This window comes from Xanthomonas sp. NCPPB 1826 (genome assembly GCF_056725285.1).
Genome location: NZ_CM161521.1, coordinates 3611092 through 3624360 on the forward strand (window position 1 = coordinate 3611092; position 13269 = coordinate 3624360).

A 13269-nucleotide genomic window follows, 5' to 3' on the forward strand; every position below is an offset into this window, starting at 1 on the left:
ATACGCCATCGGCGCTGCGCCCGACGCACATGACGGCAACAGCGTTTCCACGTAGCACCTGCACTGGGAGATGGTTGGATGCAGCATCGTCGTACCGACCAGCGCGTATCTGTCGCCGCTCATGCAGTGCATCGCATCGGCGCCTGCGGTGCTGTCGTCACGCTGGTGCAGCCGTCATGACCAAGCATTACAAGTTGAGCGCAATGCGCTCGCGCTCCAAGTGCATTGCCGGGTACTCCCCGCCCCGCCACTGACGCCTGCATGGCTGTCCCAGCTGGCAGACGCTCCGGCGCCACTCCCGTTCGGTAATTCGCACACGCGTTGATCGCGTGCTGTGCCATGCCGTGCGCGCGCATCGCCGTGCACCCGTCTGCCCAAGAGCAAGGCATCGGCAAGGCGTTGCCGTCGGCAACGCTGCCCAGCATCTGGCGAGGTGGCACGTGGCAAAGCGTGAGCGTTCGAACGGCAAGCAGTGGGTCGTGGCAATCCTGACCGTGACCGGCATGGCGTCTGCCGCAGCCGCAGTGGCAGGCACCGTGGAGGGAGACCTCAAGGAAGGCAGCAGCGGCAAGCCCGCCGCCAATGCGAAGGTACGCATTGCCGGCACGTCCTACAGCGCGGTGGCCGATGCGCGCGGGCACTTCGTCATCCGCGATGTGCCTGCCGGGCAGTACGCGCTAGCTCTGGACTACCCCGGCTTCAGCGCGGCCGAGACCAGCGTGCAGGTCGGCGACAGCGGCACGGCCTCGGTGGCCATTGCGCTGGAGGAGGTCAAGCAACTGAAGGCGGTCAGCGTGGTGAGCAACCGCTACGACGCCAGCGACCTGAAGATCAACGCCGCCAACACGGTGGACGTGCTGTCGGCCAACGACCTGCAACGCACCGCCGTGCACAACGTGGCCGAAGCGCTCGGCCTGATCGCCGGCATCAACATCACCAGCACCGGCTCGGGATACTTCGGCGGCATCGATGGCGCCGCGCGCGGCGAAGGCATGTTCGCCTCGGTGCGCGGGCTGCCGTCCGAATACAACGTCAACATGATCGACGGCGTCACCGTGGCGCAGGGCATGCCGTATAGCCGCAGCGTGCAGCTCAGCCTGTTGCCGCCGAGCGGCCTGCAGACCATCGTCGCCAACAAGACCTCCACCGCCGACATGGACGGTGATGCGATCGGCGGCACGCTGGATTTCCGCACGCCCACCGCCTACGACTTCAAGGACATCACCAGCGGTAGCGTCACCGGCAGCGGCCGGGTGGAAAGCCGTGCGCGCGATTACGGTGGCGATGGCCTGGGCGGCGGCTTCGGCGGCGAGTTCCAGCACAAGTTCGGTGAGGCGCAGCAATTCGGTGTCTATGCCAGCGCGTACTACGACTACCGCACCACCACCAACAGCGAGGTGGCCGCGGCCACCAGCGCACTCAACGATGGCTCCTGGGAATACCTGAATACCGATGCCGAAGGTCGCAACGCGGCCGGCTTCGACCCGCAACGCAACCTCACCAGTACCGGCATGAACGTCGGTATCGCCGCCGGCTGGGAGCGCCGCTATGGTGGCAATGCCTCGTTCGACTGGCATGTGGACGACAGCCTGTCGCTGTATGCGCGCATGACCTACGCCTATGCCAAGACCGAGCAAGGCACCACCTTCGTGCAGTTGCTGCCGCAGGATGTGAGCTACGTGCCGACCGGCACACCGGGCGTGTTTACCCCGAATATCGGCCGCATCGCCTCGCGCTTCTGGTACGAGACCAACCCGGAGGTCGCCGACCTGGCCACCTTCCAGATCGGCGCCAAAAAGACCGCCGGCGGCTGGACCTTCATGCCCAACCTGTTCTACAGCTTCGGCAATAACGACCGACCCGACCATGTCGAGATCGACGGGCGCGAAGACAAGTTCAGCCAGGACAACTACGCCTATTCCGGCAACAGCTTCGTGCGCTATGGCGGCAGCGCGTTCCCCTACCCGCAGCTCACGCCCGCGCTGCAGGCGCAGGTCAACAACATCCCGGCGTTGTACGCCAGCAGCTATGGCGAACAGACCAAGATCTACTCGGGCCAGAAGAAGGGCGGCGCGCGTTTCGACACCCGCTACGATTTCGAAGATGGCACGCTGCGGTCAGTGCAGTTCGGAGTGAAGTACAGCAAGAGCAGCCGCCGCTACACCAATCGCGACTGGTATACCGGCGGCGTGGACGGCACCACCACGTTGGGCGATCTGGGCATCTTCACCGGTACCTATGCCTCGATCTTTCCCGGCAAATACGACTGGAATACGCCACGGGTGAGCGAAGCGGCGGTGGCCGGCGTCATCGCGCAACACCTCAGCGACGATGACCTGGACACCTGCGGCAGCGCGTTCTACGTCAACAACTACAACTGCAACACCATGCGCGGCACCGAGGCGGTCAGCGCCGCCTATGCCACTGCCACCTTCACTGTCGGCAACCTGGATATCGTGCCGGGCGTGCGCTTCGAGCACACCGGCATCGACAACACCTTCTGGGTGAGCCCAGTGGATGCGGACGGCAACGAGATCGTCGGCTACTTCGACCACAACCACACCTCCTACAACGAGCCGCTACCCAGCGTGTTCCTGACCTGGCGGCCGGACCTGCGCACCGCCTATCGCGCCTCGCTGTGGACCAGCTATACGCGGCCCGCCTTCGTACAGCTGGGTGGCGGCAGCCAGATCGACATCTCCAATGGCGTCACCACCATCACCCAAGGTAATCCCGACCTGAAGCCGATCGAATCCACCAACCTGGACCTGTCCGGCGAGTGGTCCACCGAGCGCGGCGGCTTCTTCTCGCTGGCCGGCTTCTACAAGCAACTGCGCAACTACATCTACGATGCCGGCTCGGCCCAGGCCAACGGCAACACCACCGGCAGCGGCACGGTGCTGTACCACATGCCCACCAACGGCGGCGACGGCAAGATCTACGGCGTGGAACTCAGCGCGCGGCAGAAGTTCCAGGACCTGCCCGCGCCGTTCGACGGCCTGGGCATCAGTGCCAACGCCACCCGCCAGCATGCGCGCGCCGACCTGGGCCTGGCTGGCTTCGACAACGAACACATGCAATCGGCGCCGTCGGCGATGGCCAACCTGGAGTTGTTCTACGAGCACAACGGGTTCTCGTTGAACCTGAGCTACCACTTCAGCAGTTCTTACCTGCTGGGCTACGACTTCCTGCACGAAGGCGCGCCCTGGAACGACCTGTGGGCACGCCCGACGCGGCGCGTGGATCTGCACACCGGCTACCGCTTCGACAACGGCGTAAGCATGGACCTGTCGATCTCCAACCTGACCAAGGAATACAGCTACTGGGCGCATGTGGGCCGCAACAACCTGGCGATCTCCGACATCGTCGATGCCGGCAGCACCGCCTTGTTCACGGTCAAGTACGCGTTCTAGCGGCGCGTGGCGCACTCACTGCGCGGCGCAACGCAGCGATTCCTTCCACTCCCTGGAGCAGCGATGAAACGCAGAAGCCTGTGCACGTTCGGCCTGCTCGCACCGTTCGGTCTGGCGGCCGCGCCGGCGCTGCTGTCGTCGCCGCATGCACCGCTGCCGGATGGGCGGCCGCATGCGTTCGGCTTCGAGCGCGGCCAGTTCGTGCTGGACCAGCAGCCGTGGCAACTCCGCAGCGGCGAGATGCATCCGCTGCGCATCGCCCGGGCGGACTGGCTGCAGCGCATCCGCATGGCCAAGGCGCTGGGCCTGAACACCATCGCGCTGTACCTGATGTGGAACGCCTACGAACGCGAGCCGGGGCAGTTCGATTTCGACACCGGCGAACGCGATTTCGTTGCCTTCATCAGGCTGTGCCAGCAGGAAGGGCTATGGGTGTATCTGCGCCCCGGCCCGTACGTCTGCGCCGAGTGGACGCTGGGCGGGCTGCCGCCGTATCTGCTGCGCGAGCCGGGCATGCGTTTGCGCGATGCCAGCGATCCGCGCTACATGGCTGCGGTGCAGCGCTATATCGCCGCAGTGGCGCCGCGCATCGCCCCGTTGATGGCCAGTGCCGGCGGACCGGTGCTGATGCTGCAGATCGAGAACGAATACAGCATGCAGGGCAGCGACGTGGGCTATCTGCAGGCAGTGGCTGCGCTGTGGCGTGCGCACGGCATCGATGGTCCGTTTTCATTGGCCGAAGGCATGAAAGATCTGCGCCGGCGCAAGGCCTATCTGCCAGGCGTCGCGCTGGGACTGGATGGGGCCGATCTGGCTGAACTGCAGGAAGCAAGGCAGATCGCAGGCAACGCGCCGGTATGGGTGGCCGAAGGCTATCCGGGTTGGCTGACCCATTGGGGCGAAGACGACTTCGCAAAGCGCGATTACGCACCGACGCTGCAGCAGCTGATGGCCGCCGGCTACTCCTTCAATCTCTACATGGTGCATGGCGGCAGCAATTTCGGCCTGAGCGCCGGTGCCAATGCCGAGGACGACGGCTCGCAGTTCCAGCCTGCACTGACCAGCTACGACTACGGCGCCCCGATCGACGAAGGCGGCCGCGCCACGCCCGCGTACATGGCGCTGCGCCGAATCATCGCCCGGCACAGCAGCACCGCGCTGCCGGCAATCCCGCAGGCACCGCCGCGCGCACGCTTTGCATCGGTCACCGCACACCCGTTCGCCGCGCTCTGGGACAACCTGAGCCCCACGCCGGTGCACACCGAGCGGCCCACCGACAACCAACGCCTGCTCAAGCAGAACCTGGGGCTGGTGGTGTACCGGCGCCGTATTGCAGCCGGCACGCAGCTGGAGCTTGGCAAGGTGCACGACTACGCGGTGGTGCAACTGGACGGCGAGGAGATCGGGCATGTCTCGCGCATGCCGCACGCGCGCCTCAACAGCGCGCCGCAGCTCCCGCTCCCGCAGGCCGCATCCAATGAGCGCAGATTGGACGTCCTGGTCGACAGCTTCGGCCACATCAACTTCGGCCCGGCCTTGGGCGATGCGAAAGGCTTGCTCGGCCCGGTGCTGCTGGATGGCAGGGAGCTGCGCGGTTGGCAGGTCTACGGCTTGCCGCTGGATGACGACAAGGCGCCGACGCTGCGCCCGCTGCAAGGCCCACCCATACGGCCCGGCCTGTACTTCGCAGCCGCCATCGCGCTGGAGAGCGTCGGCGACGTCTACATCGACATGAGCCAGTGGCGCAAAGGCTATCTGTGGGTCAACGGCCGCCTGCTCGGGCGTTACTGGGATATCGGCCCGCAGCAGTGCCTGTTCTGCCCTGGCGCGTGGTTGAAGAAAGGCGACAACGCAGTGCTGGTGCTTGATCTGCATCGGCTGCAGCCGGCCGCGATTCACTGCGCAGACGGGCTGACCTCGACACGCATCGCGCGCGCCACAGCGGCAGTCGCGCAGGCGGAGCCCAGCGCATGCTGACCACACCCAGCGTCGTGCCGGCGACTCCACAGGCGTCGGCACCGCCGCGCACGCTCGGTTTCTGGAGCGCGCTGTCGGCCAACCTGCTCAACATGATCGGCATCGGGCCGTTCATCACCATCCCGCTGGCCTTGTCGGCACTGGCCGGGCCGGCGGTGCTGGCCGGTTGGGTCGCCGGCGCACTGCTCTGCCTGTGCGATGGCCTGGTGTGGGCCGAGCTGGGCGCGGCGATTCCGCGCTCGGGCGGACCGTATCACTACCTGCGCGAGGCCTACGGCCGCGAACGCTGGGGGCGGCTGTTCGGTTTTCTGTATCTGTGGCAGACGCTGCTGACCGCACCGTTGTCGGTGGGCTCGGCGGCGGTCGGTTGCGTGCAGTATCTGGCGTTCCTGCTGCCGGGGCTGGGCCATACCCAGCTCACCGCGGTGGCGATGGCGTTGTGCGCGTTCAACACGCTGCTGCTGTATCGCAAGGTGCGCTCGGTGCAGCTGCTGTCGCTGCTGGTCAGTGCGGTGGTGATCGGTGCCTGCGTGTGGATCATCGTCAGTGGCGTGCTGCATTTCGACGTCGGCATCGCCTCGGCGTTCTTGCATGCCCGCCCGGCGTCGCCGCATGGATTCTGGCTGGGCTTTGGTGCAGTGGCCTTGATCGCGGTCTACGACTACGGCGGCTACAACAACGTGTGCATGCTGGGCGGGGAAATCCGCAAGCCGCGCCGCACGATTCCGCGTGCGGTGCTGATCTCGATCCCGATCGTGGCGCTGCTCTACCTGGGCCTCAACATCACCTTGCTCGGTGTGCTGCCCTGGCAGCAGGCGGCGCACTCCAAGGCGGTGATGGCCGACTTCATGCAGGCCATCTACGGCCCTATCGGCAGCACCGTGGCGGTGGCGCTGATCGTGCTGGCCAGCTGGGGCTCGGCGCTGGTGGTGCAGTTGGGCTATTCGCGGGTGCCGTATGCGGCCGCGGCGGCCGGGCAGTTCTTCGGCGTGTTTGCACGGTTGCATCCGCGCGGCGGCTTTCCGACCGTGTCGCTGCTGTTCGTCGGTGCGACCTCGGCGCTGGCCTGCCTGCTGTCGCTGGACGATCTGATCGCCACCTTGATGATCATCCAGATCCTGTTCCAGTTTTTGGCGCAATGCCTGGCGGTGGTGCTGCTGCGACGCAGGCGACATCGGCGCGCCTTTGCGATGCCGCTGTATCCATGGCCGTTGCTGATCAGCGTGTTCGGCTGGCTGTACCTGCTGGCGACCAGCCCGGTACGCCGCCTGCTCGCCGCCGTGGTGGCGCTGTGCGTGGGCAGCGCGTTGTATCTGATCCAGGCACGGAGGCAGCGCGCATGGCCGTTCCAGCAGTGAACACCGCGCAACTCGTGGTGGTCGGCGAGGTCTATCTGGACCATATCTTCAGCGGCTTCGCACGCTGGCCGGCACCGGGCGAAGAAGCGCTGGCGCGCCATTACACGCGTGAGCTGGGCGGCGGCACCGTCATCACCGCCTGCGCGCTGGCGCGCCTGGGCTGCAACGTGCGCGTACTCGGTGCGATCGGTGCGCAGGACCGCACGGTGTTCGCCCAGCGGCTGGGCGAGTTCGGTGTCTCGGCCGCCGAGCTGGTCGATTCGGAAGCCGGCACCGGCGTGACCACCAGCGTGTCGTTGCAGGAGGACCGCTCGTTCTTCACCTATGTCGGCGCCAATGCCGACTTGGGCACGCTGCTGCTACGCGAGCAATCCATTGCCGCGATGTGCGCGGCCCGGCATGTGCATTTCGCAATGCCGTTGCCGGCCGCGCTGGCCGCCGTCGTGTTGCCGCTGCTGGCGCGCGCCGGCTGCACAACCTCGCTCGATGTGGGCTTCAGCCCGGCCTGGCTCACCGACCCGGCCAACCACGCCACCTGCCGCGCGGTGACCTGGTTCCTGCCCAACCAGAAAGAAGCTGCGCTGATGGGCTGCGGCGACGGCGCCGATGCCTGCCTGGCCTGGGCACGCGCACTTGGCCTGCGGCAGGCGGTGATCAAGCGCGGCGCTGCGGGCGCCATGGTGATCGACAACAACGGCGCACGCCCGATCGCCGCGCCCATCGTGCCGGTACGCGACACCACCGGTGCCGGCGATGCCTTCGATGCCGGCTTTCTGGCCGCCCAGCTGCGCGGCCTGCCGCTGGACGAGAGCGCACAGCACGGCTGCCATGCCGGCGCTGCCTGTTGCAGCGCGCTCGGCGCGCTCGACGGCCTTCTTCTTTTATCTCCCCCCACACACGAGGACATTCCATGAGCAGTTCTGTCGACAATCGCAAGCTGACCCTGATCGGCGGCGGCGGCGTACGCACGCCGTTGGTGGTGTACGGCGTCAACGAGGCCGCCGAAGCGCTGGGCGCGCGCGAGATCGTGCTGTACGACCCCGACCAGGAGCGCCTGGCGCTGATGGTGGCGATGGGCCGCGCCATCGTCGCCGAGTCCGGCGGCGCGCTGCAGGTGCATGCCGCGCCCTCGCTGGAAGCGGCGATCGAGGGCGCGCACTTCGTGCTCAACAGCATCCGCGTCGGCGGCATCGCCCAGCGCGCCTCCGACGAGCAGACCATCATCCGCCATGGCTATTCCGGCCAGGAAACCACCGGCCCCGGCGGCGTGGCCAAGGCCTTGCGCACGGTACCGGTGGCGATCGAACAGGCACGCCTGATCGAGCGCCTGAGCCCGGACGCCTGGCTGGTCAGCTTCACCAACCCGGCCGGGCTGATCACCCAGGCCATCAGCGCGCACACCCGCGCGCGCGTAGTTGGCATCTGCGACACGCCGGTGGAGCTGTTCCACAACATCGCACGCGCGCTCGGCGAGCCGGCGGCCGATGTGGAATGCGAGTACGTCGGCCTCAACCACCTGGGCTGGATCCGCGCGGTGCGGCTGCGCGGCGTGGACATCATCGACCGCGTGCTGGCCGACGACGCCATCCTGCGGCAGCTGTACCTGGCGCCGTTGTTCGACTTCGACATGCTGCGTGCGCTGCGCTTGATCCCCACCGAGTACCTGTACTTCTTCTACGAGCGCCGCCGCGCCCTGGACAACCAGCGCGCCAGCGGCGCCAGCCGCGGTGGCGAGATCGAGCGGCTCAACCGCAGCCTGATCGGCGACCTGCGCAGCCGCCTGGAGGCCGGCGACACCACCGGCGCGGTGCAGACCTATGCCGCCTATCTGGCGCAGCGCTCCGGCTCGTACATGAAGCTGGAGGCCGAGGCCGGCTCGGCCTTCGCGCCTGACCTGGCGCCGCAGCCGGATCCGTTCCGCGCCAGCACCGGCTATCACCGCATCGCGGTGGACGTGATGAGCGCGCTGACCGGTGCCCGCCCCAGCCGGCACGTGGTCAACGTGCGCAACCAGGGCGCGCTGGCCGAGCTGGCCGACGACGACATCGTGGAAATCGCCTCCGACATCGACCGCGACCGCATCGTGCCGATCCCAGCCGCGCCGCTGCCGGCCGCGGTGCAAGGGCTGGTGCGCTCGTTCAAGGCCTACGAACACGCCGCAATCGAGGCCGCGCTCAGCGGCAGCCACCTGGACGCCTGCAAGGCGATGCTGATCCACCCGGCGATCGGCGAGTGGAGCCCGTCGCGGCGCATGCTGGACGAACTGTTCGGGCATGCACACGACGATGGCCACTGCGCGGGACCGGCGCACTGGCGCGGGCATGCGGCCGGTTGAAAGCCGGTGCTGCGCGACCGCCGAGGACGCAGACCAGCCACTGCCGCCATCGCCGCAGGCCACGCGTACGGCGCCGAATTGTGCGGGCGCACTATGCACATTCGGCGCACACGTTGTATGGTCATCGGGAATTGGTCATGCATAGGTCTCATCATCGGCCCGGCACGTGATGCCGCCGCTGCAAGGATGTCCGCTGCGTCGACCGCTTGCTGAAATCCCAGGGAGCTCCAGGTCATGCACACCCGCCGCGACATCCTCCAGTTGCTGGGCGCCAGCGCGGGCGCCGGCCTGCTCGCCGGCGCACTGCCCGCCTTCGCCGCCCCCGTTGCCGGCACCTCCACGGCTGCCGGCAACTTCGTCAGCAAGCGCCCGCCCAAGGCGCAGCGCCGCTTCGTCAGCAAGGCGGTCGAGCAGCAGATCGTGCAGATCAAGTCGCGCATCGCCGACCCCGAACTGGCCTGGCTGTTCGAGAACTGCTACCCCAACACGCTGGACACCACGGTGGAAACCGGCACCCGCAACGGCAAGCCGGACACCTTCGTCATCACCGGCGACATCCATGCGATGTGGCTGCGCGACTCCTCCGCCCAGGTGCACCCATATGTGCCGCTGGCCAGGCGCGACCCTGCCTTGCGGCGCATGTTCCATGGCCTGATCCAGCGCCAGGCCGCCTGCATCCGGCTGGACCCGTACGCCAACGCCTTCCTGCCCGATGGCCAGACCCAGCGCCTGAAGTGGTCGCTCAACGACATCACCGAGATGAAGCCCGGCGTGGGCGAGCGCAAGTGGGAGATCGATTCGCTGTGCTACCCGATCCGCATCGCGCACGAATACTGGCGCGCCACCGGCGATGCCGCCCCGTTCGACGACGACTGGCGCGCGGCGATGCAGGTGGTGGTCAGGACCTTCCGCGAGCAGCAGCGCAAGGACAACCGCGGCCCCTACGTGTTCCAGCGCCCCTCGCCGTTGGCGACCGAGACCCTGGTGCTGGAAGGCTACGGCCAGCCGACCCGGCCAAACGGCATGATCCACTCGATGTTCCGCCCCTCCGACGATGCCTGCGTGTATCCGTTGTTCGTGCCGGCCAACCTGTTCGCGGTGGCCTCGCTGCGCCAGCTGGCGACGATGAGCACCGCATTGCATCGCGATAGCGAGTTCGCCGCCGACTGCACTGCGCTGGCCGACGAAGTGGAATCCGCAACGCGCAAGTTCGGCCAGCAACGCGATACCGATGGGCAGGCCTACTGGGCATTCGAAGTGGACGGCTACGGCAACCAGTTGTTCATCGACGACGCCAACGCCCCCGGCCTGCTAAGCCTGGCCTACCTGGGCTGCTGCGACCGCGCCGACCCGGTGTTCCTGCGCACGCGCCAACTGGCCTGGAGCGAACGCAACCCGTATTTCTCGCGCGGCAGCGCGGCCGAAGGCGTCGGCAGCCCGCACAGCGGCATGGGCACGATCTGGCCGATGTCGATCATCCAGTACGCGCTGGTCAGCGACGACGACGCGCAGCTGCGCCAATGCCTGCAGTGGCTCAAGACCACCCATGCCGGCACCGGCTTCATGCACGAGGCCTTCGACAAGGACAACCCGAGCAGCTTCACCCGCGACTGGTTCGCCTGGGCCAACACCTTGTTCGGCGAACTGATCATCGACCTGCACCAACGCAAACCCCAGCTGCTGCGCAGCGCCTGATTCCACGAAGGGCCCGCCCTTCCAACGCGGACCTGCAGAGCGCTTGATCTTCCCTTCTCCCGCCGGGAGAAGGTGCCCGAAGGGCGGATGAGGGTACGGCCCGCCCCACTTCGTGACATCCAAGAGCACATCACCATGGCAACACGACGCGGTTTTCTCCAAGGCGCCATCGCAGCGGCACTGTTCGGCAGCGCCGGCCTCTCCGGGCTTGCGCGCGCACGCGCCGGCAACTACGCACTGCCGGCCGATGCGCGCACCCGCGCCGAGCTCACCCGCCACGTCGATGTGTTCATCGGCACCGGCGGCCATGGCCACACCTTCCCCGGTGCGACCCTGCCGTTCGGCATGGTGCAGCTGAGTCCGGACACCTACAACGCGGTATGGGATTCGTGCTCCGGCTATCACGAGTCCGACGACTCGATCATGGGCTTCTCGCACACGCACCTGTCAGGCACCGGCATCGGCGACATGCTGGATTTTCTGCTGGTGCCCGCCACCGGCGAAGTGAAGCTGGTGCCCGGCGCACTCGACGCACCGGCCAGCGGTTACCGCTCGCGCTACGACCATGCCGACGAAGCCGCCTCGCCCGGCTATTACCGCGTGCGGCTCAAGGACAGCGGCGTACATGCCGAACTCACCGCCACCGCTCGCGCCGGCCTGCACCGCTACCACTTCCCCAAGGGCAAGCCGGCGCATGTGCTGCTGGACCTGTGCCACGGCATGCAGGACAAACCCGGCATCCCCACCCGCATCACCGACGCGCAACTGCGCGTGGTCGACGACCGCACCCTCACCGGTGGCCGGCGCGTCTATCAGTGGGCGCAGGGGCGCTACATCTATTTCGCCATGCGGCTGTCGCGGCCGTTCAAGCAGGTGCAGCTGTACAACGAAGACCAGCCGCTGGCCGCAGGCACGCGCAGCGTGGACGGCGTGCACCTCAAGGCCGCCCTGCACTACCCAGATGCCTCAGACGCACCGCTGCTGATCAAGGTCGGCATCTCCGCCGTCAGCGCCGACAATGCGCTGGCCAACCTGGATGCGGAACTGCCGGACTTCGACTTCGCCCGCGTGCATGCGCAAGCCGTGGCCGCCTGGGAAAAGGAACTGGCACGCGTACGCATCGACAGCGATGACGACGCGCAGCGCCGCATCTTCTACACCGGCCTGTATCACAGCCTGCTCGCGCCCACCCTCTTCAGCGATGTGGATGGCCGCTACCGCGGTATGGACCTGCAGATCCACACGGCCCCCAAGGGCTATCACAACTACAGCACCTACTCGCTGTGGGACACCTACCGTGCCGCGCATCCGCTGCTCACCCTGGTGCAGCCCGAGCGCGTACCGGACCTGCTGCAATGTCTGGTGCGCGGCGCCAACGAATGCCCGGACGGCGTGGGCATCTGGCCGCTGCAAGGTGTGGAAACCGGCTGCATGATCGGCTACCACTCGGCGGTGGTACTGGCCGAAGCGCATGCCAAGGGCTTCACCGGCATCGACTACAAGGCGGCCTGGCCGGCCTACCGCAAGCGCGCCATGGACGACACCACCCATGGCCTGGCGTACTACCGCAAGCTCGGCTACATCCCCGCCGACAAGGTCGACGAAGCGGTCAGCCGCACACTGGAATACGCCTACGACGACTGGGCCTGCGCGCATCTGGCACAGGCCGCCGGTGCCACCGACGATGCACGCGCACTGCGCGAACGCTCGCGCAACTACCGCAACGTGTTCAATCGCGACAGCGGCTTCGTACAGGCGCGTCTGGAAGATGGCAGCTGGGCCACGCCGTTCGACCCGCGCGGCATGGGCCATATCAGCAAATGGCGCGACTTCACCGAATCCAATGCCTGGCAGGCCAGCTTCCTCAACCAGCACGATCTGTACGGTTACATGGACCTGTACGGCGGCCGCGACGGTTTTGTCGCCAAGCTGGACGAGCTGTTTTCCACCAGCTCCGAACTGCCCGCCGATGCGCCGCCGGATATCGACGGCCTGGTCGGCCAGTACGCGCACGGCAACGAGCCGAGCCATCATGTGGCCTATCTGTTCGCCTACGCCGGCCAACCGTACAAGACCCAGGCGATGGTGCGCCGGCTGCTGCGCGAGCAATACCACGACGCGCGCAACGGCCTGTCCGGCAACGAGGATTGCGGGCAGATGAGCGCCTGGTTCGTGCTCAGCGCGCTCGGGCTGTATGCGGTGGACCCGGTCAGCGGCAACTACGTCCTCGGCAGCCCGCTGTTCAAGCGCGCAGAACTCGATGTCGGCAACGGCCGCACGCTGCGCATCGTCGCCAACAACAGCAGCGCGCAGAATGTGTATGTGCAGTCGCTGAGCTGGAACGGCAAACCGACCAACCGCAGCTGGATGCGGCATGCCGACCTGGCCGCTGGCGGCACGCTGGAATTCACCATGGGCGCCAAACCGAATCTGGCGTTCGGCGCGAACAAGGAGGATCTGCCGCCTTCGTTTGCTTGAGGTTTGTCCTTAC

Annotated in this window: 7 protein-coding genes; all 7 read left to right on the forward strand. The window is 67.0% G+C overall.

Features of this window, described 5'->3' with window-relative positions; genetic code table 11:
* Positions 1 to 503 precede the first annotated feature (503 nt).
* Positions 504 to 3413, forward strand: coding sequence for a TonB-dependent receptor (locus AC1PLA_RS15310; protein WP_481106210.1), 2910 nt, complete (start codon positions 504 to 506; stop codon positions 3411 to 3413).
* Between the two features lie 63 nt (positions 3414 to 3476).
* Entirely contained in the window at positions 3477 to 5390 is a 1914-nt protein-coding gene (locus tag AC1PLA_RS15315) for a beta-galactosidase (RefSeq protein ID WP_104623031.1), read from the forward strand.
* Positions 5384 to 6748, forward strand: a complete 1365-nt coding sequence (locus AC1PLA_RS15320) for an APC family permease (protein WP_481104867.1) — start codon at positions 5384 to 5386, stop codon at positions 6746 to 6748. The genes AC1PLA_RS15315 and AC1PLA_RS15320 overlap by 7 nt, the downstream gene beginning before the upstream one ends.
* Entirely contained in the window at positions 6730 to 7662 is a 933-nt protein-coding gene (locus AC1PLA_RS15325; protein WP_104623033.1) for a carbohydrate kinase family protein, read from the forward strand. Before AC1PLA_RS15320 ends, AC1PLA_RS15325 begins: the two co-directional genes overlap by 19 nt.
* A complete protein-coding gene (locus tag AC1PLA_RS15330) occupies positions 7659 to 9083 on the forward strand; it encodes a family 4 glycosyl hydrolase (RefSeq protein WP_104568134.1) in 1425 nt (474 codons plus the stop codon). Before AC1PLA_RS15325 ends, AC1PLA_RS15330 begins: the two co-directional genes overlap by 4 nt.
* A 234-nt stretch (positions 9084 to 9317) precedes the next feature.
* Positions 9318 to 10778: a glycoside hydrolase family 125 protein gene (locus AC1PLA_RS15335; RefSeq protein WP_481104868.1), complete on the forward strand. Its 1461-nt coding sequence runs from the start codon at positions 9318 to 9320 to the stop codon at positions 10776 to 10778.
* A 135-nt stretch (positions 10779 to 10913) separates the two neighbouring features.
* A complete protein-coding gene (locus AC1PLA_RS15340; RefSeq protein ID WP_481104869.1) occupies positions 10914 to 13256 on the forward strand; it encodes a GH92 family glycosyl hydrolase in 2343 nt (780 codons plus the stop codon).
* The last annotated feature ends 13 nt before the right edge of the window (positions 13257 to 13269 follow it).

What these genes read in the sequence shown, in the direction of transcription:
- AC1PLA_RS15320 (WP_481104867.1), top strand. Translation starts at nt 5,384, where the DNA reads ATGCTGACCACACCCAGCGTCGTGCCGGCGACTCCACAGGCGTCGGCA.
- AC1PLA_RS15335 (WP_481104868.1), top strand. Translation starts at nt 9,318, where the DNA reads ATGCACACCCGCCGCGACATCCTCCAGTTGCTGGGCGCCAGCGCGGGC.
- AC1PLA_RS15330 (WP_104568134.1), top strand. Translation starts at nt 7,659, where the DNA reads ATGAGCAGTTCTGTCGACAATCGCAAGCTGACCCTGATCGGCGGCGGC.
- AC1PLA_RS15325 (WP_104623033.1), top strand. Translation starts at nt 6,730, where the DNA reads ATGGCCGTTCCAGCAGTGAACACCGCGCAACTCGTGGTGGTCGGCGAG.
- AC1PLA_RS15315 (WP_104623031.1), top strand. Translation starts at nt 3,477, where the DNA reads ATGAAACGCAGAAGCCTGTGCACGTTCGGCCTGCTCGCACCGTTCGGT.
- AC1PLA_RS15310 (WP_481106210.1), top strand. Translation starts at nt 504, where the DNA reads ATGGCGTCTGCCGCAGCCGCAGTGGCAGGCACCGTGGAGGGAGACCTC.
- AC1PLA_RS15340 (WP_481104869.1), top strand. Translation starts at nt 10,914, where the DNA reads ATGGCAACACGACGCGGTTTTCTCCAAGGCGCCATCGCAGCGGCACTG.